Annotated in this window: 22 protein-coding genes and 1 riboswitch; of the genes, 3 read left to right on the top strand and 19 right to left on the bottom strand. The window is 52.2% G+C overall.

The window, feature by feature from the left end; genetic code table 11:
- Positions 1 to 312: 312 nt before the first annotated feature.
- Positions 313 to 433: riboswitch (guanidine-I (ykkC/yxkD leader) on the bottom strand.
- A 236-nt stretch (positions 434 to 669) separates the two neighbouring features.
- Entirely contained in the window at positions 670 to 2,598 is a 1,929-nt protein-coding gene (locus tag A8990_RS18420; protein ID WP_116190507.1) for an LTA synthase family protein, read from the bottom strand.
- Between the two features lie 27 nt (positions 2,599 to 2,625).
- Positions 2,626 to 3,504: a radical SAM/SPASM domain-containing protein gene (locus A8990_RS18415; protein ID WP_116190506.1), complete on the bottom strand. Its 879-nt coding sequence runs from the start codon at positions 3,502 to 3,504 to the stop codon at positions 2,626 to 2,628.
- Positions 3,505 to 3,703: 199 nt separating this feature from the next.
- Here A8990_RS18415 and A8990_RS18410 point away from each other — a divergent pair, with 199 nt between their 5' ends.
- Entirely contained in the window at positions 3,704 to 4,513 is an 810-nt protein-coding gene (locus A8990_RS18410; protein WP_116190505.1) for a ferric iron reductase, read from the top strand.
- Positions 4,514 to 4,580: 67 nt separating this feature from the next.
- On the opposite strand, the gene A8990_RS18405 is transcribed toward A8990_RS18410, so the two are convergent.
- Genes A8990_RS18405 through A8990_RS18395 form a run of 3 tightly spaced genes read right to left on the bottom strand, consistent with a single transcriptional unit; the run spans position 4,581 to position 6,006 of the window.
- Positions 4,581 to 4,877, bottom strand: a complete 297-nt coding sequence (locus A8990_RS18405; protein WP_116190504.1) for a DUF6509 family protein — start codon at positions 4,875 to 4,877, stop codon at positions 4,581 to 4,583.
- Positions 4,878 to 4,917: 40 nt separating this feature from the next.
- The gene (locus A8990_RS18400) at positions 4,918 to 5,427 is read right to left on the bottom strand and encodes a methylated-DNA--[protein]-cysteine S-methyltransferase (RefSeq protein ID WP_181909654.1); all 510 of its coding nucleotides are present in this window, start codon (positions 5,425 to 5,427) and stop codon (positions 4,918 to 4,920) included.
- Between the two features lie 15 nt (positions 5,428 to 5,442).
- A complete protein-coding gene (locus A8990_RS18395) occupies positions 5,443 to 6,006 on the bottom strand; it encodes a bifunctional transcriptional activator/DNA repair enzyme AdaA (RefSeq protein ID WP_116190503.1) in 564 nt (187 codons plus the stop codon).
- A gap of 152 nt (positions 6,007 to 6,158) precedes the next feature.
- Between A8990_RS18395 and A8990_RS18390 the strand changes: the two genes are divergently transcribed.
- Positions 6,159 to 7,070, top strand: coding sequence for a DNA-3-methyladenine glycosylase family protein (locus A8990_RS18390; RefSeq protein ID WP_116190502.1), 912 nt, complete (start codon positions 6,159 to 6,161; stop codon positions 7,068 to 7,070).
- A 46-nt stretch (positions 7,071 to 7,116) separates the two neighbouring features.
- Here A8990_RS18390 and A8990_RS18385 read toward each other — a convergent pair whose 3' ends face one another.
- Positions 7,117 to 9,186, bottom strand: a complete 2,070-nt coding sequence (locus tag A8990_RS18385) for a DUF5107 domain-containing protein (RefSeq protein ID WP_116190501.1) — start codon at positions 9,184 to 9,186, stop codon at positions 7,117 to 7,119.
- A gap of 144 nt (positions 9,187 to 9,330) precedes the next feature.
- Positions 9,331 to 9,558, bottom strand: a complete 228-nt coding sequence (locus A8990_RS18380; protein ID WP_245996089.1) for a cold-inducible protein YdjO-related protein — start codon at positions 9,556 to 9,558, stop codon at positions 9,331 to 9,333.
- Between the two features lie 173 nt (positions 9,559 to 9,731).
- Between A8990_RS18380 and A8990_RS18375 the strand changes: the two genes are divergently transcribed.
- Complete coding sequence (locus A8990_RS18375) at positions 9,732 to 11,090, top strand: APC family permease (protein ID WP_116190499.1); 1,359 nt, start codon at positions 9,732 to 9,734, stop codon at positions 11,088 to 11,090.
- A 37-nt stretch (positions 11,091 to 11,127) separates the two neighbouring features.
- Here A8990_RS18375 and A8990_RS18370 read toward each other — a convergent pair whose 3' ends face one another.
- From A8990_RS18370 to A8990_RS31845, 12 genes are all read right to left on the bottom strand, one after another.
- Positions 11,128 to 11,646: a glutathione peroxidase gene (locus A8990_RS18370; protein ID WP_116190498.1), complete on the bottom strand. Its 519-nt coding sequence runs from the start codon at positions 11,644 to 11,646 to the stop codon at positions 11,128 to 11,130.
- Between the two features lie 129 nt (positions 11,647 to 11,775).
- Entirely contained in the window at positions 11,776 to 12,678 is a 903-nt protein-coding gene (locus tag A8990_RS18365; RefSeq protein ID WP_116190497.1) for a hypothetical protein, read from the bottom strand.
- Positions 12,679 to 12,752: 74 nt separating this feature from the next.
- Positions 12,753 to 12,995, bottom strand: coding sequence for a hypothetical protein (locus A8990_RS18360; protein ID WP_116190496.1), 243 nt, complete (start codon positions 12,993 to 12,995; stop codon positions 12,753 to 12,755).
- Between the two features lie 11 nt (positions 12,996 to 13,006).
- The gene (locus A8990_RS18355) at positions 13,007 to 13,975 is read right to left on the bottom strand and encodes a phosphotransferase (RefSeq protein WP_116190495.1); all 969 of its coding nucleotides are present in this window, start codon (positions 13,973 to 13,975) and stop codon (positions 13,007 to 13,009) included.
- 16 nt (positions 13,976 to 13,991) lie between these two features.
- Positions 13,992 to 14,807 (bottom strand): glycosyltransferase family 2 protein, encoded by an 816-nt coding sequence (locus A8990_RS18350; protein ID WP_116190494.1) that lies wholly within the window; start codon positions 14,805 to 14,807, stop codon positions 13,992 to 13,994.
- Entirely contained in the window at positions 14,804 to 15,451 is a 648-nt protein-coding gene (locus A8990_RS18345; RefSeq protein WP_116190493.1) for a 5' nucleotidase, NT5C type, read from the bottom strand. Before A8990_RS18345 ends, A8990_RS18350 begins: the two co-directional genes overlap by 4 nt.
- Positions 15,452 to 15,634: 183 nt before the next feature.
- Positions 15,635 to 16,963 carry a deoxyguanosinetriphosphate triphosphohydrolase family protein gene (locus A8990_RS18340; RefSeq protein ID WP_116190514.1) on the bottom strand — a complete coding sequence of 443 codons (1,329 nt, stop codon included), beginning with the start codon at positions 16,961 to 16,963 and terminating at the stop codon, positions 15,635 to 15,637.
- Between the two features lie 140 nt (positions 16,964 to 17,103).
- Entirely contained in the window at positions 17,104 to 18,414 is a 1,311-nt protein-coding gene (gene odhB / locus A8990_RS18335; RefSeq protein WP_116190492.1) for a 2-oxoglutarate dehydrogenase complex dihydrolipoyllysine-residue succinyltransferase, read from the bottom strand.
- 27 nt (positions 18,415 to 18,441) lie between these two features.
- Entirely contained in the window at positions 18,442 to 21,330 is a 2,889-nt protein-coding gene (locus A8990_RS18330; protein WP_116190491.1) for a 2-oxoglutarate dehydrogenase E1 component, read from the bottom strand.
- Between the two features lie 200 nt (positions 21,331 to 21,530).
- Positions 21,531 to 22,673 (bottom strand): extracellular solute-binding protein, encoded by a 1,143-nt coding sequence (locus A8990_RS18325; RefSeq protein WP_181909653.1) that lies wholly within the window; start codon positions 22,671 to 22,673, stop codon positions 21,531 to 21,533.
- A 2-nt stretch (positions 22,674 to 22,675) separates the two neighbouring features.
- Complete coding sequence (locus A8990_RS18320; RefSeq protein ID WP_147306828.1) at positions 22,676 to 24,523, bottom strand: RNA polymerase sigma factor; 1,848 nt, start codon at positions 24,521 to 24,523, stop codon at positions 22,676 to 22,678.
- Positions 24,524 to 24,615: 92 nt separating this feature from the next.
- On the bottom strand, positions 24,616 to 25,023 hold a 408-nt coding region (locus tag A8990_RS31845; RefSeq protein WP_220376825.1), incomplete at its 5' end, for a hypothetical protein.

The raw sequence follows: 25,023 nt of genomic DNA, 5'->3' as shown, positions 1-25,023 counted from the left end.
TTTTTTTTCCCCTCCCGCAGACCTCCCCAGATAAGAACGTCATCTTTCTGCCCGCAACCACTGGAGTTTACAAAGATAGCCTTTGGCGACTTGGGATTTCGTCATGTGTTGGTGACTCATCCGGCTAACCCTGCCTCGAATCCAGTTCGTGTACCTTGGCTCGTGCATTTGCCTTAAGCTTCCTTCAGATTCCGCCTCGCGGCGGACACCCTTGCTCTTGGCTAACGGTAGGCGTTCGCCAGCCCCCGTTCGGGACTTTCACCCTAGAGATGACGCCCATGCTGGGCGTACAACAAAAAAGCCAAGGAGATGATCTCCCAGGCTTTTGTCCTTCCGTGTTATACGGCGCTCTCACGCCGCACACTATCTCTCGGACCAGCTTGATGCAAGCAGCGAGTGATCGCTCATCAACGGAACCCTAGATAGCTTTGTCGTTCTCATTGGTTGAATAGCTGACATGAGAACCGATATGCAATTGTTAAAACCTGTTATTGATTCGTATTATAGGTGCCATCTCACGAAAGTGTCAACACTTATGTTAGATAATATTACATTAACGTTCGTTAGGTGTTCTCTTAGGAGCAAAAAAATCGCCTCCCCCGCAAGCGAGAGAGGCGATCTATTCCGTTATTCCATTATCCGTTTTTCGGTTATTCCATCGCACATCAGCTACCGCTTAGGCAGCGACTTCACATACCGATCCGACAATGTCATCAGCTTCATGATGTAGTCGTAATCTTTGCGATATGTCGAGATATCCGTCACTGGTTCAAGCGTCTTAATGTTCACCGCTGTTCCGTCATCGAAGCCTTGACCCGGTACGAATAGGATGTCGTTGTTGAAGAACGATCCTGTCGGCAGATAGTAGCGCATGCCGAACACGTTGCGGTCGATGTTCATCAGGTCATGACCGAATGCCGTAAACTTCTCCTGCTGCAGCGAGATGCCGAGCATATTCGCGACGGTTGGCATAATGTCGAGCTGTCCTCCAACCTGTTCCACCACTTTGCCTTCCTTCGCGCCAGGCACGTGGATGATGAGCGGGATGTTGAACCGGCTTACCTTCGGATCGTACTTGATGCCGAGCGCCTTGCTCACTTGATCCGGATCGTTGTCATTCGGCTGCAAGCCGAAATGGTCGCCGTACAACACAAGTACAGTATCGTCCCACATCCCGTTCGCCTTCAGCTTGTCGATGAGCATGCCGATGGCATAATCGGTGTAGTTCACGGCGAGCAGATAGCTGCCGAGCTGTGTTCCCTTGAGATTATCCGGCAAGGTCATCTTCGCGCGATCCGCCGGCACTTCAAACGGGAAGTGGCTGGACACCGTGATGAACTGACCGTAGAACGGCTGTTTATCGGCGGAGAGCTTCTCCACCGCGACGCGATAGAGCTCTTCGTCCGACGCGCCGAAGCTGTTGAAGTGATCGTTCTTATAGTTCGGCTTGTCATAATAATGATTGAAATCAAGCGCTGCATACAGCTTATTGCGATCCCAGAACGTCACGTCATTCACATGGAATGTGTTCGTATCGTAGCCGAATTTCTGCAGCAGTCTCGGCAAGCTCGGAATCGCGCGATCACCGTATCCGGTCGACATCGCAATCTTCGCCGTAGGGTAGATCGACGTATTAGACATAAACTCTGCGTCCGATGTATTCCCTTGACCAATCTGCTGGAAGATGTGCGGGAAGTACAAGCCCTCTCCTGCCAGCTCATTAAGCACAGGCGTCACTTCTTGACCGCCGAGCTTCAGATGAATCGGGAAATTCTGGAACGCCTCCATCTGAATGATGATGACGTTCTTCCCTTCTGCCGCCCCGAAATAAGCAGGTGTACCAGACTGCGGATTGTCCTTGTAAGGATAAGTTGATTGGAGGTCGTTCACCTCTTTCACAATCTCATCCGTGTTGCCTTCCGATGCGATGCTGTCATCCCGCTCCGCCTTAATGACGGCAGACACTTGATAGTTCAGGAAGCCTTCCTGCTCCGCCTCGACCAACTCATTGGCGATCGGCAAGCCAAGCTGAATGAAACGAGCGGACAGCGCGAAGCTGGCGATTAACACAACCGTGATGACGACCCGATACATCGGCGCGGCAGATACTACCGCAGCAGGTCTGCGGCCATCACTGCGCCCCCGTAGGACAAGTGCCACGATCCAGATCACGAGCGCAATCACGATGTCTGCGAAGAACAGATAGTGACTGAACTTTATCGTCGACTCTACGCTGGATTGAATCTTCGTCACTTGATGAAGCTCATATAGCGCCGTATAAGTCGGTACCGAGCCAAAATGTTCGAAATATACAGCCGACGAGAATAAGAGCAGCGAGAAAATGAGGTTGAGACCACCGTATGCGTAAGCCTTCAGCTTCGCCGGCGTAATCAGCTCTACGAGCGACAATATAACAAGCACGGCGGACAAATCCGCAGCAAGCCGCGGCCAATCAATGCCGCTGAATAGAAAATGACGCAGCAGCGCCATTTTCACGACAAAAACAACGATTGCGATATAAAAGAGCGGGATTCTTCTCTTGTTCGATTCGTTCAGAGCAAGCAGCTCCCGCCTTTGCCCGATCGGTAAATAACTCATACGCGTTATTACTAACCCTCTTTCCGTTTACATACTGAAGCGCTGGCGGTATCCGCACTTGCGGCACAGCTCTTCGACCACTTCTCTGCGCGAGAATCCGTCGTACAGCCTGTTCGCCCGCTCCCCCTCAATGATTTCGGAGAACGGCTTCTCATTAATGTTGCCCAGATTAATAACGCCCTCTCCGTCCAGACAGCAAGGTACGACCGTGCCGTCTACCAGGATACCGGCTTGATTGCGAAGGCCGTGGCAGAATCCTTTGCCCTCGTCTTCTTTCTCCTTCAAATCCGGCCATTTGAACTCATGGTCATGGTTCACATAGATGCGGTCGGCAATCTTGACGCCGCTGCCCCGCTTGAACTGGTCCAGAATCTTGAAATCCAGATTAAATTCCCGCTCGATCTGATCGAGAATTTCCTGATTGCGGCTCCGCTCGACGTTCGTCGTATTATCTTCCGTCAAATTCCACAATCTAAGGGAGACGAGCATCCCCGTCGTCTCGGCAGCTTCCTTGGCAAAAGAAAGCACGCTCCCGACATACCCTTCCTTGTCGACAGAGCCTTCATGCCCGTCAAAGCTGTGCAGCGAGAAATTCATTTGACGCAGCGCCGGTTTGCCGAGAATCTTATGCTTGACCTTAGGGAGCAGCGTTCCGTTCGTCGTAATATTAACCTTGAATCCGCGCTCGTGACTCAGATCGAGCAGCTCGTCGATCTTCGGATGCAGCAGCGGCTCGCCTTTCAGATGAAAGTAGATGTATTCGGTATGCGGCCGTATCTCATCAAGGATCTTCGTGAAATCCTCGATCTTGATGAAGCCCTTCTGCCTCTGCGTTGGCGGACAGAAGGAACACACCAGATTGCATATGCTCGTAATTTCGATATAAAACTTCTTGAATTTTTTCATCCGCGTTACGCCCCGTTCATGACGATCAATTGTTTCTATCTATGCGATAACATCCCTCCATTATAAGCGGCGCAGACTCGGCCTGTCCACTTGAGAGGTCTGGAAGACGCCAAGAAAGCGTTGACACTTCCCGATAACTCGTTCTATAATTACTACTCAAACGATTGAGAACGGTTATCAATATCAAAGGGGTGTCCTTATGGCCACGAACAGAGATACGATTGATTTCAAAGCGCTCGAGTCGCTTTACATAAAGCTTTCGCCGGAAGGTTCGGCAACCGCATCTTTTGAGTTGGCTGCATTCGATTTACTTCACATGGAGCCTGCGCGCGAAGCATTACAGTTCAGCGGACGGATCTATAAGGCGACCGGCTCTGAGCTTGCAGCTTCCCTGATTGGCACGACACTATTCAGATTATGTGCGGCATCCATGGTCATCATGGCGAGGCACGACGTCCTTGTTGACCTATCCATCGATAATCTCGTGCTTCAGATCGACGATAACGGCGATTGGGCTGGATTCGGCTTCCAGATTCGAGAAGTACGAACAACCTCGCTGCCTGAGGATGCTGCTGCGCGAGAGACATTCGTACGCGAAGCGTTGACCCAAATGTTCGAACAGACAATCACTCCAGCAATCCAAGCCGTTGCCGCTGCCGGAGGCGTGAAGCCAGGCGTCATCTGGAGCCAAGCCGGAAGTGCGATGATCAGCTTCTCCAGCACCTTCGCCGTTAAGGAATCCGATGAGCAAGTGATCGAACGTTTCAAGCAGTTCCAATCCATCCTTACAGAGCAGCTCAGCGGAGAGTTGTTCGCAAGCCGGCGCAATCCATTCATGCATAATCCGCGCTATATTGATAGTCCTTACCAGGCAGGCGGCAAGCTAATCATCCGTTCCGGCTGCTGCATGTTTTATTGCCGCGAAAACGGCGAAATGTGCTACAATTGCCCGAAGATGACGCCCGAGCAGCGCGAGGAACGCCGATTGAAGATCGTCAATGCATCCTAGCTTCACAAAACATAAGGACCGTTCGCGGCATTTCGCGAACGGTCCTTTTCTGTTGCTTGCATTGAGGCTATTCTTCCCACTCGGAGTAATGCTCTCTGCAGAAAGCTTCGATCTGTTTCTCTTCCTCTTCCTCCAGATCGAAGTCGAGGTAACGGTCGCTCCCGCGCTCGTGAAGCTCGTACTTCACCATGCGGGACTCTTCTCCGTCCACGCGGAAAATAACCCGTACATAGACGCCGCTCTCCGAATAGAGCTCGTCATCCTCTTCAATGTCCAGCTCCAAGCGGAACTCGTACCGGTCGCCGGCGACGATACCGAATGGATCTCTGATTTTATCCACCGAAAATTCTGTAATCGTGATCATGCTTTCATCCTTTCGTTTCCAATGCGCAAGTATCGCTCTATTATAGCACGCCTTCGAGCTTGAGCAGCACTTCCTTTACATCCATGCCGCCGCGGTAGCCGGTTAGCGAACCATCCTTGCCCACAACTCGGTGACACGGCACAACGAAGAGCACCGGATTCGCGCCAATTGCCGTACCGACGGCACGAACCGCTCGTTCTTTGCCAAGCTGAGCTGCGACATCGGAATACGAGCATGTACGCCCGTGCGGGATATTCTGAAGCGCCTCCCATACAGACATCTGAAACGGCGTCCCAATCAAATGAAGCGGCAGCCCAAATTGCTGCAGTTCTCCGCTTAGATATTTGCTCAGCTCGTCGCTATATACCGCCATTGCAGCGTCGTTCTTCATAAGTGCGACTCCCGGAAAACGTTTCTTCACCCACGATGTCAACTCTTCGAAAGACGCATTCGGCGTGCCGACGTAACAAAGCCCTTCGTCCGTTGCAGCCATGTAGAGCTGCCAGTTCTCATGATAAAATGTCGTCCAATAGATGTTGCTCATACTCATTATGATCACCGTTCCTTATTTATCTATAACTTCTGTTAGCTGCAGCTGTTGTCTGTAAGCGGTCGGCGAGCAGCCCTCTGCCTTCTGGAACACCGTCGCGAAGTGTGCGGCGTTAGGGAACCCGACTCGCTCTGCAATCTCTCGCACCGGCAGAGCTGATGCACGAAGCAGCTCCTTCGCGGCTGCGATCCGCGTCCGGCTGAGCAGCGCGGCTGGCGACTCGCCCGTCAGCCGTTTGAATGTCCGGTGCATGTGATAAGGACTCACATGCATAAGCTCTGCGAGTACAGGCAGCGTAAGCGGCTCCTGATATCTAGCTTCGATCACTTCCTTGATCGCTACAGCCCACTCTTCATCGGGAAGGCGCATGCCGTCTGGCTTGCAACGTTTGCAAGGCCGGAATTTGTTCGTCAATGCTTCTGCAGCTGTATCGAACAACCGCACATTTTCGGGCAGCGGCGCTCTGGATTTGCACGACGGCCGGCAGAAGATGCCCGTCGTCGTGACTCCGTAATAGAATTGACCGTCGTATGAAGTATCGCAATTGACAATCGCTGTCCAGCGTTCATCCGTCATCATGTTCGTTCACCTCTAAGCCAAGTATACCCGCCTTAGCAGCCTCCATGTAAGAGGCATGGGATGAAAGAGCAAGATTAGAAAAGCCTCACCCGTCAAAAATATGATACAACTATATACAGCCGCATTAACATAAGGAGGTGCTAGACCACACCATGATTTATTCTCCAACACTCATTGGGCCGCCGGCCGAATTCAGCTATAACCGTACGGTAGACTATTTAAGCCGCTCCTCGAAGGAGTGCATGTTTGATGTGCAGGACCGGGTCGTGACCAGATTAATCTCCAGTTCATCCGGCCCGCTCCTCATCCGGTTATCAGCGATAGAGGACAGCATGCTGCAGCTCGAATTTCCAAATGGTCACGCAGATGGAAGCGAGCCGAGTCCCGCAATCCGCGATGAGGCCGCAGCTTATGTACGCGATTGGTTCGACCTGGATCGGAAGCTGGCACCATTCTTTGAAATGGCCGAACAAGACGATATTCTACGGGATTGTGCGCGGCAGTTCTATGGATTACGAATTGTCGGCATCGATGATCTGTTCGAAGCGATGTGCTGGGGGATTATGGGGCAGCAAATCAATTTGCCATTCGCCTACACACTCAAGCAGCGATTCGTTGAACACTATGGGACGTATCAGGATTTTGAAGGCAGACGCTACTTCACTTTCCCTGCGCCTGAGGTGATCGCGGAGCTTCAAGTCGAAGACCTAACGCCCATGCAGCTGACGACGCGTAAATCCGAATACCTGATCGGCACTGCCAAGGAGATGGTCGAAGGCCGATTGTCCAAGGAGCAGCTGCTTGCGATGGGCGATTTGGCGTCTATTGAGAAAGCACTCACGAGCATAAGAGGCATCGGTCCATGGACGGCCAATTATGTGCTGATGCGCTGTCTGCGGATGCCGGCAGCATTCCCAATTGCGGATGTCGGACTTCATAACGCATTGAAGCTGGTGCTGGGCAGAGACGAGAAACCGTCCATTGCGGAGATCAAGGAGCTGTCAGCCGGCTGGGGAGATTGGAAAGCATACGCGACGTTCTATCTGTGGCGGATTCTGTATTAAACGACGAAGGCGAAGCAGCTGAAATGCTGCCTCGCCTTCTTCTTCATTATCCAATCGTGCGAAAATCAATCGGCGAAGGCGGTGGAAACAGCACTTTCGCTTCCTCAATCCGTTCCTTCGTCAGCTCCACACCTTGCTGGACCGCAAGCTTCTTCGCGTTATACGCGTACCAGAGCTCGATAATCAGCGTCTCTCCTTCTCGGATGACGGCGAACTCCGTGGCGAACAGCTTCTCCATGAACGCATCGTGACCGAGCTCCAAAGCAGCTGCGCCAACAATGATTTGGATACGATCACTTGCATAGAACGCTGGCGGAAGCGACTCGTAGATGCCCCACGCTCGCTCGAATTCTTTATGCTGAATGAGCAGTCCTAGGTATTCTTCTACAAAAGCACGATCCGGGAACGCATCAGCCACAGCATACGCTTGCTCATAGTAAGACAGCGCACGCTCAAAGTTGCCCTGCTGGCGCATCGCTACAGCTAAATTCCGATAAGCCCATGCCGACGGTGCAAGGCTCACAGAAGCTTCCCATGCCTCGATCGCTTCTGACTCGCGCCTCTGCTCGTACAGCATCACGCCATAATGCAGATAAGCGTTCCACGTTGGACTAGACTCGCCAGCACCCCCACCGAGCGAACTCCTGCGAACGCTGGCACTCAACATGTCCATCCACTCATCCTGAATCATCCAAGATGCCGGCACTTCATCGACGTGATGAGCAAGCAGCTCGCCTTCCCTAAGCAACGCAAGCCATGGCTGCTGCTGAACGCCTAGTGTCGCATCAGCGAATATAAACCCTCGCGGTATTTCGCGAACACGACCATCACCACGTCCACCTTCATGCGCTCTGCGCACCCGCTCCAATGCGCCCCAACCTGACCCAGCATGAAGCATTTCCTCTGGAACTTTGCCCGCCAAGGCCCGATATTTCTCATGCGCAGCATAGACATCTTCCTCGCTTAACGCATCCGCGATTCGTCCCTCTACATAACTGCGAGCCTCTTCCCAGCTTTCCTGATAGACCTGCTGGAGATCAGCACCATCCAGACCGCCGATCAGCTGCGTAAACTCCCATTCCGAATCGGCAGGCATCTCGATGCCGTGCAGCTGCGTCGGCGCAAGCCCTGCCTGCACTTCGATGTAGTAGCCTTCGCCAGGCTTGGCAAGGAAGTCGCACCAGCGTCTCCCTCCTACATGAGCGCCCCAGCAGAACATTTTCCGATAGCGCAGCATCGATGTTGAACGTTCGTAGAAGAGATGGCCATCCTTGTAAGCTACCGCTTCCCAAGGCGACCGTTCGCTTACTGGCGTCTGGAAGAAATATTCACTCGCGTATGGGAAAGCCATCGGATACGACACATCCGCTTCCGGAACAGCAGGCAAATAAGGCAACCGGTCAGCACCATACCCTTTCTGTGTCGGATCAATATAAATGACCTCGCCAGTCCCCGAGAACACACGCGCTCGCTCCGTCTCTGGGACCGCAGTGTTCGTCCACCAATACATCGGCACGGCAGCATCCTGATCATTCACGATGCGCACATAGACGCCAAGCTGCTCAGCACCTGGCGGCAAGTGAAAATCGATATGCCAGAACAAGTTTTTGCACCGTTCGTACTCGTAGATGCGCAGAAACTCATTCCCCTCGTCATCGCCTAGTTTGGCTGCGTGGACAGGAGAACAAGTCGTAAATGTATGCCCCAGATGTCCGATATTCCACTCGATCCCGCCCGAGAACCAAGCATTAAGTATCGCTAGATTCGCCGGCTGGAACACGGGATTTCGATACAACAGCTCTCGTCCAGACGACTTCTCCTGCAGCGAATACAGTCTTCCGCCATACTCCGGCAGAAACACGGCCCGCAGTTTGTCGTTCTCTAGCACGATCGTCTTCAGCTCGATCGTCTCGCGCTTCCTCGAATACCGATCCTGGATGCGGTATGGCAAATACCGCTCCCCTGTGTTCTCACCCATATGCAGCTTATGTTCCGGCGTCAAGCTGCCATTATCCGTTACCTCGCGATGCCGCTGAGAGTTGCGAAACATCGGCAGCGGATTTTCACCCTCGAGCTTGGCCCCTTCAATCCGTAAACCTTCCGTCGTTACTTTCATTCCCCCACGTCCCCCTCCTGCTATCCTTGGTCTAGGCTGTCATGGTGTATATAACGCTATTCGCAAAGTACCGGCCGATATCCTGCTCCTTTATTGAGTTCGGCTCAACAGAAAAAGCCGCCATGATGGCGGCTTTTTCTTGTTCTAAACCGAATCCCACTCGGACTTCGGCTTCTTCGGCTGCTTCTTAATTTTATTTTGAACAGCGGGCAAATGCCTCATACTGCGATGCATCGGACCTTTACAGATCGGACATGCTTGCTCGCCTTGACCTGCAAATTCATCTCGGACCCACGCTTTACACTCCGCATTTTTACATTTCCAGATCTTGGTCGCGATTAGCTTCGGTTTCTCTTCTTCGGTGATTGACAACTTAAGGTCCATCCTTTCCATCCCACGTTCATCTTTGATGCGTTGCACAACTTTTTTTTGATTGACCTATCGGCAATCATGTTATATTATCTAACATGTAAGTTTGAATTACATGAAGATGACAGAATAGCTAACCAGACCAGGCCGAAAGCTCAAGCAAAGGAATGCTGCCTATGAAAGAACAAGCGAAGCTTCAACAAAATCTATCCCTTCAACACCTTGTTTTTCTAGGCCTCGCCTGGATGACACCGATGATTTACTTCTCCATCTACGGTATCGCGTACAACGCTGCGGGAGGTATGCTGACACAAGCCTACTTGCTCGCATTCGTCGCCATTATGTTCACTGCTTACAGCTACAGCATGATGGCTAGAGCGCATTCAACCTCCGGCTCCGCTTATTCCTATGTGAAGCAAGCGATCCATCCCTATCTCGGCTTTCTTGTCGGGTGGGCGCTGCTGCTTGACTATCTGTTCTCCCCCATTATCGCATGCCTTACGTTTGGCATCTACATGCATGCGCAATTCCCTGCCATTCCGGTTTATACGTGGATGATCGGAATCAATCTGCTGATGACCGCCGTCAATATTAGAGGCGCTTCCTTCTCGGCGAATCTCTCCAAGCTCTTCGTCCTTCTTCAAATGTGCTTCATTGCGCTGTTTTGTATACTGCTCATTCGAAATTTTTCGATGCATACTGGAGCACTCGAGCCGATCCTGCAGACCCGAATTCCCCTCACCACGATACTGACAGGCGCCTCCATTATCTGTTTCTCTTTCCTTGGCTTTGACTCCATCACGACGATGACGGAAGAAACGAAAAACGCCCATAAGAACATCCCTAGAGCGATCGGCATTATTATCGGTGTAGCGAGCATCATTTATGTCACGCCATCCTACCTGACTCAGCTCGTGTTCCCCAAAGCTATCGCATTCGTAAATCTGGATGCAGCCGGACTCGAAATTGTGCAGAAGGTTGGCGGAGCCGCACTCAGTTCGATCTTCATCATTGTGCTCTTATTCGCCATCTTTACACAAGGAATCTCTTCCGTCTCCAGCGTCTCAAGATTGATGTATGTCATGGGCCGGGAATCGATTCTGCCGAGCCGCATCTTCGCTTATGTACATCCAAAGCTGAAAACGCCAATCGTCAATATATTAATCGTCGGCATGGTGTCCATGCTCGCGCTTATCATCTCACTCGACGCTGCTGTCAAGTTCGTTAACTTCGGCGCTTTAACTGCTTTCTTCTTTGTCAATATAGCTGTCATTGGATATTATTTTGTCAAAGAGAGCCGCAGATCGGCGGTCGATACGCTGCGGTACCTCATCATCCCCGGCATTGGTGCTATCATCATCATGTGGCTATTCGCATTACTGAGTAAGGACGCTCTGCTCATGGGCTTCGGTTGGCTGCTGTTCGGCATTCTCTATCATGCGTATCGGACGCAAGGAACCAGATTAAAGCAGATCATCACACTTAAACGGAACAAGCTTCGTCTTCGTCTCGAAAGATCAAAGAGCGCCCTGTAGAGGGCGCTCTTGTACGTTCTACGGTTGAAGCGAAAGCTTAGTCATTGACCGTGTTCGGCGCAGCACCAAGGCTGCCGTTATCGATCAAACTGCGGAGGTCCGGCTCAATTGCCGCCGGGTCCGTCGAAGCAGGATACTGCTTCACGACTTCGCCGTCCGCGTCTACGAGAAACTTTACGAAGTTCCATTCGATATCGCCAGTGCGATATTGAGCCGGAACTGCTTCAACCAAATACTTGTACAACGGGTGAGCGTTCTCACCTTTCACGTCAATCTTCGCGAACATCGGGAAAGTGACTGAATAGTTCAAATCGCAGAATGCCGCAATTTCTTCATTCGAGCCAGGCTCTTGCTGGCCGAATTGGTTACAAGGGAAGCCGAGTACGACGACATCCTCCGCCTTGTACGTTTCATAGATGTGCTGAAGTCCTTTGTAGTGAGGCGTCAATCCGCATGCGCTTGCGGTGTTGACGATCAGCACGATTTTGCCTTTGTAAGCTGCCAGTGACTGCTCTTCGCCATTAATCGTCCGGACCGTGAAATCATAAATGCTCATATGTACGGCACCTCCTGAAATGAAACTCATCGTAATTTGCATCTCATTAAATTGTATAAAATGATTGTAGCCTATGAGCAGGTCAGGAGCAACCCCAATCCGTCAAAAAGCAGGGCAGCCAATCTGGCGCTAACAGAGCTGCTTCTGAAGAAGACCCGTCAACTCGTCCGCATCTGCATAATGGATCGGCCTAATTCCCGTTGGCAGCTGTTGTTCGCTGCTCGCCTTACACGTCATGATGACCGGCACTTCGGAGCCAAGCGCGTAACCGATTCGCAGCCACAAGTCGTTCGTCGCTTCAGATACATCCGCAATCACCAGCTTCACTCTCGACACACATTGCAGCACGGACTCAATAGGCTTCATCTCCAGCTTGGCGCTGCGATCTTCTTCGTATAGCTTCGGCGCATAGCCGAGCTGTATGAGCCTCGGAAAGACGGAATCCATCCACTCTCGCACTTCATCGTCAGGACCGGAGTAAATGACGAGGCACTGCTTGAGCACCTTGCCGGTGGCGTGAGCAGCTGCCTCAAGCCAGCCTTTCTCCGTCAGCTTCAGCGTTGTACCGATTCGCTCGATGAAGCCTTCTTCCTTGAGCTTCTCTGTAATGTAGACGAATTCTTGCAAATTCGGCGAGTACGTCAAATTATAGCTTTGCGCAAAATGATTAATGATCAGCGGCTCGTTCGGCCCGCTCGTATGACGGTGTAAATAGCGAAGCAGACGGATGCCCTTATCCTCGCTCGTCACCGGAATTTGCGGCGATTGCAGGATGCTGCCCCGATCTTCGAAGTCGAGGACAATCGCTTCTTCATTATCGTTCTGTTCGCGGATATATGCAGACAGAAGCGGAAACGTGCTCCGTTTCTCGGTATAGGATAGCTGCCGGAATGGCTCTACGCTGTCCTCTCGCAGACCATAAGCACCACCCGGTGCGCAGATGCAGCCGAAGTACCACTCGCTGCCTCCCTTTTTCTTCACCTGTACAAGCTCATCGCAAAATAAACAACGTTTCGATTCCATATGTTCCATTCCCTTCATCACCTCTTACTGAAAGATTCGTAATCCTTCGCGCTTAAGAGGGTGCAGGAGGGATTAAGCTTTTCTCATGTTTCGTCGCCTAACCTCGGATTATGTCCGGACTTCCGGTGGTCCTCCTGTTTGATCCACAGCTGTCCATCCCAACGCACCACATCGCCTGCTGCCGCTTCTGCAGCGATTTTGTCCCGTGCGATCGCAATCGACTTCCCGTTCACTTCAATGACCACACTGCTCTCCTGAACGTCTGTCACCACGCCGAGACGAATCACGCTGCATTTGACAGTATTCGCATTGTTAATGTTATCCATGCCTTATCTCCTCAGCCCACAGGCACAATCACATCGAAGCAATCGCCGATGATTTCCGTCATTTCCCGTCGTTGACGCAATAGCGCATCGCGGTCGAACCGTTCTGCTTTCAGATCGTTGTCCAGCAAGCGGAGAATCCAAGCGGAGTAAACGAGGCCGTACATGTGGTAGTGGTAGACGAAATCCGGCGGTGCTTTCCAGCCCATCAATGCCCTCTGATCGATATATTCTTTTAACGCGTCTAGTCGGGTTTCTTTATTGATCCGGATCACATACCGTGGCGTAGCCATATCGAATAACGTATAAAAATCCCAATAAATCGAGTTGATCTGGATGAATTCCCAGTCCAGCACGATTAAATCATCGCCGCGATCCAATAGATTTAAACAGTGGTAATCCCCGTGACAAACGACCTGTTCATCCGGAAACGAACCGTTAAGCTCCATCATTTTACGGAAAAAGAGGTCCGTCCGTTCAGCCGTTATTCCTGCGTCCTGCAGCAGCTCTGCATAGGTCGCCCATTCATTGCACAGCTCCTGCATCGTTTCATCGATCAGCGGCATAAAGCTCTGCTGCTGCTTCTGGATCGTGTCCAGGGGCAGGCTGTGCCAGCTTGCCATTTTGCTCGCCGCTTTGATTCTTACCTCATAGTTGAAAACCGGCTCAATTTGGCCCATATCTTCGAAAATCATCCAAAACACATTCGACACTTCGTCGATTCTGCTCGCGAGCAATTTCGGAGAATGAACGTTTTCCAGCCTCGGAAGCACTTCCGATTGCAGCCAAAGCTCGAATCGAATCGGCTTGCTGTCCTTCGAAGGTTTGAAGATAAAGCTTCTTGACCCTTGCTCGGTATCGATCCAAAACCGGGTCAAGCTTAAGCGATCGATGTTTTTTTGTTTGTTGATTTCTTCCGTTCGGACCACTTTCGATTCGTCTAAATGTCCGTCTGGCGTAACCAGGATTGATAGATCCATCATCCGGCAGTGTTCCCCCTTATGAGATATTCGCCCAACGAGAGATCGTCGGTTCACCGTCCCATACGACCTTGCTCACAGCTTGGCGATTCCGAACCCCGGGCTCTTCCAACAATAAGAAGAAGTTCTTCGTCGGCAGCGGGCCCAAATCGTGCTTGTCTGATAATAGCTTCAAGAACGGCTCCATATCGGACAGTGAACCGGATAGATTATCTCCTCCTGATGTCGCGAATGAATATAGCGTCCCTGCGATCGGCACGCGTTTGACCGGATAATTCTCAGATACGCGCAAATAAAAGTCCCAGTCCCAATAGTGATAGACTTCTTCATCGAACAAGCCGATTTGATCATGAATCGCTTTGCGATATAAACTGCCGGATGCCACGAAAGTCGAGAAGCTTCTCATCGCTTCCCGATCGGAGTCATAGGCGAACAACAATCTATTCACCGGTATTCTTGTTTTTCCAACCGTTTCGTATTCAACGATTTCCGCGTCCGAATAAACCAGATCGACGCCGGCAATCTGCTCGAGCATCGTTTCCACATGCTTCGGCACCAGCAAATCATCGTCGTCGCATAACAAGATATAATCGCCAGATGAGCGGCGGATACCTTCGTTTCTGGCTACGACATGCTTGACATTCTCTTTCAAATCAATAATTAAGATGTTCAATTCCGAGTATAACGAACTCACGAAATCGATATTTTCGCCATTGTCGTTGATGATAATGATTTCTAAATGCTTGTAGGTCTGGCGATACAAGCACTCCAGCAATTCGCAAAGCGCGCCGGGACGATTATAAGTAGGAATGATCACGGAAATAAGCGGTTTCATCGAAGCACTTCCTTTGGTTTCATTAGGTTAATTGGGTTCATATCCAGGTACGAATAAATCATTTGCTCCGCGTCCAACAGGTTTCTCGCACGCTGTAGCGTGTCGATATCCTGATTATAGGGCTGATCCATTAGAATCGCGTTTCTTCCTAATTCCCGGAACTTGTTGAACGTATCCGGCCGGTCATCAACCAGTATATCGCCCATAATTCTCCACTTCTGAGACGTGAAAATGATGTTGTTCTTGTCGATCATCGGCAAATGCTCGGATATCCACTTCCGTTTGTCGTCCGCAGGATTCGTGATTTTGGTCTTGTCCAGCAGGTACTCGTCATACGAATGACCGATCGGCGCATCGGATACGATCACGATTTCGAGTCCTGCGTCGATCAGCCTTTCAAGAACCTCCGCTGCATGGTCTCTAGGCTTGAGATAGCGAAACAAACCCGGCTCTTGATAAAAGTCATAAATGCGAGTGCCGCATTCCTTCTTTACCACCTTGCTTAGATCCCAGTGCATGATATGGTCTTTCTTCAGCAAACCATCGTAGCGTAGATTATATCTTTCAATAAGGGCAGATAAGAAGTCGGCAAGTACGTCGTCCAAATCAAATAATATCGTTGCTGCATAATTGCATCTCGTCATTGACGCAGCTCTCCAGACTCGAGTCAGAATAAGTGAACATTTCTACGACTATGGCCCCATTCCTTCTCATGATTAGTTATTTTTCCAACTTTGTAAGAACAGAATGAACGGTCACGCAATAAAACTAGGCAGCCCACGGCGAAGGAGTTCGCGGAGCTGCCTAGGTGTGATTAATCGATGCTGCTAATCCCGATCGTACAACGATCCCCATTTGGTACCCGATCCGCTCGCGTAGAACTCCGCATACACCTTCTCCGCATACGCATCTGTCATGCCTGCGATGTAATCGGACACCATCCGCTCCCACCGCCATTTGCCCTTCTGCCGTTCATAGCTCTCAAGCCAATCCGGCGGCAGGATGAGGCGCCCTGTGTCTGGATTCTTGAAGCTGTCCCAGAGCCGAGTGAGCATGATCTCGCTCCGCTTGTGCAGCCGCTGCACCCGAAAATCCTTGATCAGCGTCACCCACGCCAGCTTCTTCAGAATCTCCATCGTGCGCAGCAGCTCCATGTCCTGCTCCCCGTCGCGAATAAACGTGACGCGCTTCCAGCCTGTCGCAGGATCGTCGATGATACCGACACCGCTCACGAATTTGCGCACCCATCTGGCCTTCATCTCGCGGCGCGTACGCGACGGTTCTCTGCCGCATTCCACGTAGATGGATTCCCATTGCTGCAAATAATGATGGAGCGCCTGCTTTACCATTTGCTTCAGATCGACCTCGTCCCAACGCATCACAGCATTGCCGGGGTCGTTCTCGATCTCGTGCATGACGTTCGTGACAAGCCGATCATCCTCGAACAGACTCGTGCTCATCTGAATTTTGCCGGCACGGATTCCGTCCTCGATGTCATGCGTGGAGTAGGCGATATCGTCGCACAGATCCATCAATTGCGCTTCAAGCGTCGCGCAGCCCTCCGGCATGCCCCACTTCTGGCGCAAGGAGAGAATCCCTTCCCACTCCATGCTGTAGACGCCTTTCAGCCTGCCCGGTTCCTCGATCAAAAACGGATATTTATTTATCGCCAGCAGCACGGCTGCCGTCAGATCAAGGCCGCTGTCGCTGCCTGCGCGTTTCTCCAGAAACATCAGCAGGCGATAGTTCTGCGCATTCCCTTCGAACTTCAAGCCGCACTCCGCTTGAAGCAGCTCATTGAGCACTTCTTCCCCTTTATGGCCAAAAGGCGGATGACCGAGATCATGCGCAAGCGATGCGCACTCGACGACTTCCGGGTCCAGCATCAGCCCCGGATGCTCCTTCTTCGCCAGAAACGCGTAGCTCTTCCCCAGCTTGCGGGCGACCTCGCGCGCGATTTGGGATACTTCCAGCGAGTGGGTCAGCCGTGTCCGGTAATAGTCGCCCGATCCCGCGCCAAACACTTGCGATTTGCCCTGCAGGCGGCGGAAAGCCGGTGATTGGATCAGACGCGCATAATCCTTCTCATACTCATCCCGATCATCGCTAGAGTGGATGTTCTCGTAATCAAACAGCCGCATTTTTCGGACATTCATCTGCATCTGCATCCCCTCCGTTTGTCGGTATTACCCTTATTCTATGGTGAATGTTCGGCTTTCGCAAATAAAAAACCTTACGAGCTGACGCGACGGGACATAAGTCCTGACGTCAGCAGGTAAGGTTTAGGTCATGCGGATTAACCCTCCAGCAGGAGGGATTCTGGATCTTCGAGCAATTCCTTCACCGTGACGAGGAAGCGAACCGCTTCAGAGCCGTCAACGATACGGTGGTCGTACGAAAGCGCGATGTACATCATCGGACGGTTCTCCATACGCGTTTCGTCGATCGCAACCGGACGGATTTGGATCTTGTGCATGCCGAGGATACCAACCTGCGGAGCATTCAAGATTGGCGTGGACAGCAAGGAGCCGAATACGCCGCCGTTCGTGATCGTGAACGTACCGCCCGAAAGGTCGCTCAGACCAAGCGTGTTCGCGCGCGCTTTGCCAGCGAGATCCGCGATTTGCTTCTCGATTTGCGCGAAGCTGAGGCGATCCGCATCACGAACGACCGGAACGACGAGACCTTCCTTCGCGGATACCGCGATACCGATATCGTAGAAGTTCTTCACGACGATTTCGTCGCCTTGGATTTCTGCGTTCAGCAGCGGGAATGCTTTGAGCGCGCCGATAACGGCCTTCGTGAAGAAGGACATGAAGCCGAGGCCGACGTCATGCTTCGATTTGAACGCATCCTTGCGGCGCTTTCTCACTTCAAGAATCGCGGTCATGTCGACTTCGTTGAACGTTGTCAGCATTGCCGCTGTTTGCTGCGCTTCTACCAGACGCTTCGCGATTGTCGCGCGGCGGCGGGACATTTTGCGGCGCTCAACCGGCTTGCCGAACTCCGATGCTGCAGCCGCCGGTGCTGCCGCAGGCGCTGCTGCGGGAGCCGCGCTTGGTGCTGCTGCAGGAGCTTTCGCAACCGTTCCATGCGATTGAACATCGACCTGGCTGATACGGCCCATCGGATCAAGCGTTTGTACTTGCGTCAGATCGATGCCGCGCTCTCTAGCAAGCTTGCGCGCTGCAGGCGTTGCTGCGATATCCGCTGCCGAAGGCGACGGAGCTGGCGCTGCAGGCGCTACAGGCGCAACTGGCGCTGCCGGAGCCGGTGCTGCCGCAGGGTCGTTAAACGGCGAGATTGGCGCTTCCACTGCCGCTGCCGTTTGAGCCGGAGCCGCTGCGGCTGCCGCCGGCGCTGCCGCACCTGTGCCAGCGCCGATCGTTGCGATCGTTTCGCCCACTGCTACTGTTTCACCTTCGCCGCGAAGCAGCTGCTCAACGGAGCCTGCTTGCTCTGCGCTAATTTCGATGTTGACTTTATCCGTTTCAAGCTCTGCCAATACGTCGCCGACATTAACGCTGTCGCCAACTTTGACATGCCATTTCGAGATCGTACCTTCTACGATTGATTCGCCCATTTCGGGAACTTTTACTTCACTCATGGCTGTTCTCCTCTGCTGATTGATGGTCTAGTTTAACGTGCTCCGGTTCAGCGCGACGCTAATAATCCGCTGCTGCTCCATGTTGTGAACATATTGGAAACCGCTCGCCGGGCTCGACCGTTTCGGACGGCCAATGTAGCGGACATTCGTTTGATTCGATACGCGAGCGCGGATACGCGGCTCAACATAGTTCCAAGCGCCCATGTTTTGCGGCTCTTCTTGGACCCATAGCACTTCCTTCAAGTTCGGGAAGCGTCTGATGATTTGCTCGACGTCTGTTTTCGGGAACGGATAGAGCTGCTCCAGACGAACGATGTGTACCCAGTTCCATTGCTCGGATGCTTTGCCGTCTTGGAGCTCAAGCGCTGTTTCCAGGTCGATAGACACTTTACCTGTACAGAAAATGAGACGTTCTACTTGCTCCGGCTTCGTACCAAGACCTGGTTGTTCCAGCACATGCTTGAAGCTGCCGTGGCTGAATTCCGACGGATCGGAAGCAACGGACGGGTTACGGATCAAGCTCTTCGGAGCCATCACGACGAGCGGACGCGCTTCATCAGTATTGATGATCGCCGCTTGACGGCGCAGAAGGTGGAAGTATTGCGCTGCCGACGACAAGTTCACGATCGTCAGATTGTCTTCCGCAGCAAGCTGCAGGAAGCGTTCGAAACGAGCGCTCGAATGCTCTGGACCTTGACCTTCGTAACCATGCGGCAGAAGCATGATAAGACCGGACTTCTGCGACCATTTTACACGGCCTGCTGTAATGAACTGGTCAATGATAACTTGCGCACAGTTGGCAAAGTCACCATACTGTGCCTCCCAAATAACAAGTGTTTCCGGCGAAAACACGTTATATCCATAATCGAAGCCAAGTACGGATGCTTCAGCCAGCGGGCTGTTGTGCACCGCGAACGAAGCGTTCGCTTGCGGCAGCTTGTGCAGCGGCGAGAACGTGTTGTTGTTCTCCGGATCGTGAAGGACGATGTTCCGGAACGCAAAAGTCGCACGCTCGGAATCTTGACCGCTCAGACGAATTGGCGTGCCATCGGACAGGATTGTCGCGAATGCCAGCGTCTCCGCCAGCCCCCAGTCTACCTTGCCGTCTTTATCAAGCGCAGTGGCACGGCGTTTCAAGATCCGCTCCAGCTTCTCGTTTACTTTGAAGCCTTCTGGCCACTTCAAGAGTTCCTCGTTAATGGCGCTCAGCTTGCGATGCGGCACGCTAGTCACGATCTCTTTCTTGCGGCGCTTGCTTGCTTCATCGACACGCGGCTGTTTGAACGACTTGTCGTTCTGCTTCACTTCATCGAGCGCGCCTTGCAGTCGGAGCAGCCCTTCTTGGCGCATGCTCTCGATTTGCTCATCCGTCAGGAGACCTTTCTCCTTCAGTTTGTCGCCATAGATGCGGGCAACAACCGGATGATTCTTCACTTTCTTATAAACGAGCGGTTGTGTTGTTTCTGGATCGTCTGTCTCGTTGTGACCGTAACGACGGTAACCGATCATGTCGATCAAGAAGTCCTTGTGGAACTTCAGACGGTATTCACATGCAATTCGTGCCGCAGCAATACACGCCTCTGGATCATCGGCGCTAACGTGAACGATTGGAATTTCATAGCCTTTTGCCAGGTCGCTCGCATAATGCGTCGAACGCGAGTCGCGGCTCTCTGTCGTGAAGCCCAATCGGTTATTTACGATAATGTGGATGGTTCCGCCGTTCTCGTAGCCTTCAAGCTTCTTGAAGTTGAGCGTTTCCGCTACGATGCCTTCACCAGCGAATGCAGCGTCGCCGTGCATAAGAATTGCGGCAGCGCTGTCGAAGTTCGGCTTCGGATAACCAGGTTCTTTACGGCTGTCTTGAGCCGCACGTGTGTAGCCTTCGACGATTGGATTTACATATTCCAAGTGACTTGGGTTGTTTGCGAGCGAGATCCGTGTCTCAACGGTCTCATTCTCTTTCACCGAGCGATGTGCGCCAAGGTGATATTTAACGTCGCCAGTCCAGCCGATGTTGATGCCCATCGCGCCTTCGGACGGCAGCAGGTCTTTCTCTTTATTCTGCGAGTGGTGGAACTCGGAGAAGATCGCTGTGTACGGCTTGCCAAGAACATGTGTCAACACGTTCAGACGGCCGCGGTGTGCCATCCCCATCAGGATGTGCTGTGCGCCTTCATGCGCAAGCTCGCGAACGATTTCGTCCAGCATCGGTACAAGTGTATCTGTTCCTTCGATCGAGAAACGCTTCTGACCGACAAAAGCACGGTGCAAGAATGTCTCGAACTGTTCGACTTGGATGAGGCGGTCAAGCAGTGCGATGCGCTCTTTCGCGCTCATCGGCTTGCTAGCCATGCCGATTTCAGCTTGACGCTGCAGCCATAGGCGCTCGTCTTGATCATGAATGTGGCCGAATTCGAAGCCGAACGACTTCGTATACGATTCTTTCAGATGCGCGATTGCTTGATTACCATTGCGAATCGTCTCAGGCGCTTCTTCCCAAATCAGCGAAGCAGGGATTGCTTCCAGATCGTCAGCGGACAGATTGAATGTCGCTGGCTCAAGCAGACGAGTATCCGATGGAGCTGCGATACCTAGCGGATCATTGTCTGCAGCAAGATGGCCGTACATACGGATGTTCCGCACTAGCTTGCCGGCATCAACGATCTTTTTCAGAAAAGCGGGGTCCATCGCACGTACATTATTTGAACCGGATACTCCGGCTGCTGTTGTCGGTGCTGCCACGCTTACAGCTGCGGCGGACGTTGGCGGTCCCCATTTGGCGATGAGATCGCGAAATGCAGGATCGGCTTGCTCAGGATTACGCAGGTAGTTCTCGTACATTTCTTCAATGTACCCCATGTTTGGCCCATAGTAGGACTCCCACGGTGACTTCAGGGTTGTGTTCTCTGCTGTCATTTTGACCGGTTACCTCCAGCTCTTGATGATCAAAATTGATCTGTTTTCAGACTAATTTAACTTTTAGTATATCCATCCATACATGATAGCAGATATTGACCAGTAGGAACAAATGGATAGGCAAATGTCCATGTAAAGTTCATAAACTAAAGCCTTGATCCCTATTTTCGAAGGAATCAAGGCTCCACTCGCCGCAATATTCAGGCAAATCGGGTCCAAGACTTCAAGGTTTGAGCTAAATCGGCACCATCCACAATCATACGCTTAATATCTTCGTTTATGAGCTGTCTGGAAGAATTCCACTTTTCGCTGAGGTAGAAGCCGCTTGCCCGTACGTGGTCCAGCTCCTTCAAGTAGTGCGACCAAATCGGATGTGAAGTCATGCCACTTTGCTCTGCGAGCGATCGTGTAATCGGGAGTGTGCGTGTGTCGCTCTGAGCGAATCGCTCTGGACGCCCCAGTACATAGTGACGGAGAAACTGCCAAGCTAGCTCCGGCTCCTTGCTCTTCTGCGTTATGCCGACGCCGCCCATGTAGAGCATATTCCCCGGCTGGCCGGCTGGCATCTGCGGAAGCCCGAGCAGCTCGTATTGATCGATGATGCCGTGATGGATACAGCCGCCGACAAACCATGTGAACGTAAACACCATCGCGAACTGCTGATGCAGCTCCCCTGCTTCCGAAGGCTCATCCGGTTTGCGAATACCACCTTGAACACGGTAGAGATCAATGACGCTGCGGAAAGCCTCAATGGTCGCTTCACTGTCGATGTAACCATGAGCCGTTTTGCCGTCTGGTGATAAGTACGAACCGCCATTGCGCATGATAAACGGCTCATACATTTCGATATCCGGCGCTGTAGCGAAGCCGAACTGTGTCGCAACACCTTCCTCATTGCGAAGCGTCAGCTTGCCTGCTAGCTCTGCAAATTCGCTCCAAGTCCAACCTTCGTGCGGGTACGGAATGCCTGCTTCGTCGAATAGCTGCTTCTTAATTAGGATGAGCGGTATGGAAACATCGACTGGCAGTGCCGGTAGAGAGCCATCCATTCGGGCAATTTGCATCAATCCAGGCTGTAGATCATCCGCAAGTCCAGCTTCCGCATCCACCAACGAGGTCAGATCCACGAACATATTTTTATTTTTAAAAAGACCCCAGCCACCCGAATCCATCAAATCCGGCGGATTGTCGCTGTTGTATGCGCGCACCGACTCGAAATTATCGGTCGCTTGCGTAATCTCAATCGTCACACCTGGATGAGCGGCTTCAAAAGATTCCTTCGCTGCGATCAGGTCGTTCACATGCTCAAACTGCGTCATAAACGTGATTACTTTGGTTGTCATGGTTAGATTCGCTCCGTTTCCCATAATAGGAGTGCTTTCTCGATATAACTGATTGCAGCCGCTTCGAAATCCCTTGCCGTCGACAAGTCTGTGGAACATGCTGCGAGCAGCTCGGTCTGCGGTGAGGCGGAGATGCTCTGTGAAGATCCGAATGGCATCCTCGCACTGATCTGTTCGAACGCTTCCGCGGCTTGATCGTACGCCTCTGCTCCGAGCAGCAACAGGCGCATTGGTTCTCCTTCGATGAACGATTCGCGCAAGTACTGCGCGGCTTGACGCTTCGCTTCACCGTAGACGAGCGATAATTGGCTCATGCCATACCGGTTCGGCATAACACCTGCATCCTTGTGCATAAAGCCTATCCAGCGTTCATAGGCAGCGAGCCCGGATGAGTAGCTCAAGTACACCGTTGTTGGCGAATAGGAGCATCCTTGGCGTGCGTACTGGACTGCGAAGTGCAGCGCGTTCAAGTTAGCTTGAAGCGTAGTTGATTCGGGATGATTCGTCTGCTTGCCGTCGATTCCAACAAGGAATCGGAGCGGATTGTCCGTCACATCATCGTAACGAAGCGTTTTCCCCTGTGCAGACATCCGATCGGTGAGGTGAATCACTCGCTGCTCATCGTCGTAGCCGTAAACGAGCGACCACTCATGCACATAAGGTCTTTCGGCTAACGTATCGAAGTACAGGAGCGGCATGCCTTGATCGATATATTTTCGGATGAAAGGCAGGACGGATTCTTCGATCGGGAACACTACTGGAAAGCGCTCAGCCGCACCGAGCAGTGGGACCGGCATACCGGATAACTGGCCGCACAGTATGGTTGCTTCGTAGCCCAGCTTAGCTAAGAACTGTGGGATGACCTGACGCCAGTCGTAAATGTAGAGCCCATCGGCATATGTGGTTCGATTCGAGATTTTCATGCGAAAAGCAAACCCGGATAGGCCCATCAGCTGTGCCATCGGTCTAGGATCATCTAATGCAGCAAGCAGTTGGGCTACGCGGTCCACGAGCGAATTGGCAGCCATCTGTTCGCGGCTCCATGGTGGAAGGTGAATCTGCTTCTTCCTGGTCATGACACTCCCTCCTCTAATCGGCTGGAGGCCTTGGAAGTAGACGTTGACGTTATGCGCTTCCCGAAGCTTGCGGCGCGAGCGGTGGAGATATGTGTACACCGTTCCGGTCGTCGTCTCGTACATCTCCGCAATTGTCTCCGGCGAGCATTGCTTGAAGAAATACGCTTCGAAAATTTGCCGCTCCTTGCGGTTCAGACAATGCAGCAGCACGTGGATCGTCTCGAACATCTCCTTGCGCAGCAGCTGCTCTGCAGGGTCGTCATGCACGCTCTCGCCTACACTTGCAGCTTGACGCCCGCCCTTGCTTAGATGATGCAGGATGCTGTCGAGATCGTCCCAGTTAACGCTGCTGCTGTTCGAAGAGGCTGCGCCTTTTGCGAACCCCGACTTGGGGCTGCTTCGCTTCACGCTTTCGAAGGCCGTGAACGGCTGCTCATGCCGGTACGGGCCGCCTCTGCGCAGCCGCATCGCCGCTTGGTTGCGGATGATCTTGTGCAGCCACGGCAGAAAGCGGGTGCTGTCCGTGAGCGAGCCCAGATGCAGAAACGCGCGAATGAGCGCATCCTGCACGATATCGTCGGCCATGTGCGGATCTTGCGTCATCCGCTCCGCCCACTGCCTCGCTTTGTCACGATGCGCCGCGATGAGCTCGCCGAACGCTTCCGTGTCGCCAAGCTGCGCACGCTCGACGAGTTCGCGATCATGAGTGTTCTTCGCCAGATTATTCGGTTGGTTCGCTGCATGCTGTCCCTGCGCTCCATGCATAGTCGTCATATCCTCCACTCGGTTGAACTGGCCTCCAAGAGGATAGATGCCAGAAGTCCGTACAATTTGAACAAATCTTAAACAATATTCACGAATTATTTTTAATTTCCTCTTTTATCCAATAGGTGGCGTGGAGAAAGGCCAAATTTTGCAATGGGAAGGTAAGAGATATGTGCAAAAGAGGGGTACGTAGTACCTCTCTTGGGCTGATTCTTGGGGGAAAGAGCTAAAGAGTGGTACGTAGTACCTCTCTTGGGCTGATTCTTGGGGGAAAGAGCTAAAGAGAGGTACGTAGTACCTCTCTTGGGCTGATTCTTGGGGAAAAGAACTAAAGAGAGGTATGTAGTACCTCTCTTGGGTTGATTTTCGTGGAAAAGAGCTATAGAGGGGTACGCAGTACCACTCTTGGACTGACTAATGCTGAAGAAGTCCACCTGACCAGCTACATTAGCCGAAACATAGCCTTTAGAGCCGAAGAAGTCCAGCAAACCAGCTACATTAGCCGAAAC

It is taken from the genome of Paenibacillus taihuensis, from assembly GCF_003386535.1.
GTDB lineage: Bacteria > Bacillota > Bacilli > Paenibacillales > Paenibacillaceae > Paenibacillus_Z > Paenibacillus_Z taihuensis.
Note: the sequence above shows the minus strand (reverse complement) of the source record. Positions and strands in the feature narration are given on the sequence as shown.

What these genes read in the sequence shown, in the direction of transcription:
- A8990_RS18320 (WP_147306828.1), bottom strand. Translation starts at nt 24,523, where the DNA reads ATGACGACTATGCATGGAGCGCAGGGACAGCATGCAGCGAACCAACCG.
- A8990_RS18350 (WP_116190494.1), bottom strand. Translation starts at nt 14,807, where the DNA reads ATGAAACCGCTTATTTCCGTGATCATTCCTACTTATAATCGTCCCGGC.
- A8990_RS18420 (WP_116190507.1), bottom strand. Translation starts at nt 2,598, where the DNA reads ATGAGTTATTTACCGATCGGGCAAAGGCGGGAGCTGCTTGCTCTGAAC.
- A8990_RS18345 (WP_116190493.1), bottom strand. Translation starts at nt 15,451, where the DNA reads ATGACGAGATGCAATTATGCAGCAACGATATTATTTGATTTGGACGAC.
- A8990_RS18375 (WP_116190499.1), top strand. Translation starts at nt 9,732, where the DNA reads ATGAAAGAACAAGCGAAGCTTCAACAAAATCTATCCCTTCAACACCTT.
- A8990_RS18410 (WP_116190505.1), top strand. Translation starts at nt 3,704, where the DNA reads ATGGCCACGAACAGAGATACGATTGATTTCAAAGCGCTCGAGTCGCTT.
- odhB (WP_116190492.1), bottom strand. Translation starts at nt 18,414, where the DNA reads ATGAGTGAAGTAAAAGTTCCCGAAATGGGCGAATCAATCGTAGAAGGT.
- A8990_RS18415 (WP_116190506.1), bottom strand. Translation starts at nt 3,504, where the DNA reads ATGAAAAAATTCAAGAAGTTTTATATCGAAATTACGAGCATATGCAAT.
- A8990_RS18370 (WP_116190498.1), bottom strand. Translation starts at nt 11,646, where the DNA reads ATGAGCATTTATGATTTCACGGTCCGGACGATTAATGGCGAAGAGCAG.
- A8990_RS18355 (WP_116190495.1), bottom strand. Translation starts at nt 13,975, where the DNA reads ATGATGGATCTATCAATCCTGGTTACGCCAGACGGACATTTAGACGAA.
- A8990_RS18390 (WP_116190502.1), top strand. Translation starts at nt 6,159, where the DNA reads ATGATTTATTCTCCAACACTCATTGGGCCGCCGGCCGAATTCAGCTAT.
- A8990_RS18360 (WP_116190496.1), bottom strand. Translation starts at nt 12,995, where the DNA reads ATGGATAACATTAACAATGCGAATACTGTCAAATGCAGCGTGATTCGT.
- A8990_RS18330 (WP_116190491.1), bottom strand. Translation starts at nt 21,330, where the DNA reads ATGACAGCAGAGAACACAACCCTGAAGTCACCGTGGGAGTCCTACTAT.
- A8990_RS18340 (WP_116190514.1), bottom strand. Translation starts at nt 16,963, where the DNA reads ATGAATGTCCGAAAAATGCGGCTGTTTGATTACGAGAACATCCACTCT.
- A8990_RS18385 (WP_116190501.1), bottom strand. Translation starts at nt 9,186, where the DNA reads ATGAAAGTAACGACGGAAGGTTTACGGATTGAAGGGGCCAAGCTCGAG.
- A8990_RS18325 (WP_181909653.1), bottom strand. Translation starts at nt 22,673, where the DNA reads ATGACAACCAAAGTAATCACGTTTATGACGCAGTTTGAGCATGTGAAC.
- A8990_RS18395 (WP_116190503.1), bottom strand. Translation starts at nt 6,006, where the DNA reads ATGATGACGGATGAACGCTGGACAGCGATTGTCAATTGCGATACTTCA.
- A8990_RS18365 (WP_116190497.1), bottom strand. Translation starts at nt 12,678, where the DNA reads ATGGAACATATGGAATCGAAACGTTGTTTATTTTGCGATGAGCTTGTA.
- A8990_RS18400 (WP_181909654.1), bottom strand. Translation starts at nt 5,427, where the DNA reads ATGAGTATGAGCAACATCTATTGGACGACATTTTATCATGAGAACTGG.
- A8990_RS18405 (WP_116190504.1), bottom strand. Translation starts at nt 4,877, where the DNA reads ATGATCACGATTACAGAATTTTCGGTGGATAAAATCAGAGATCCATTC.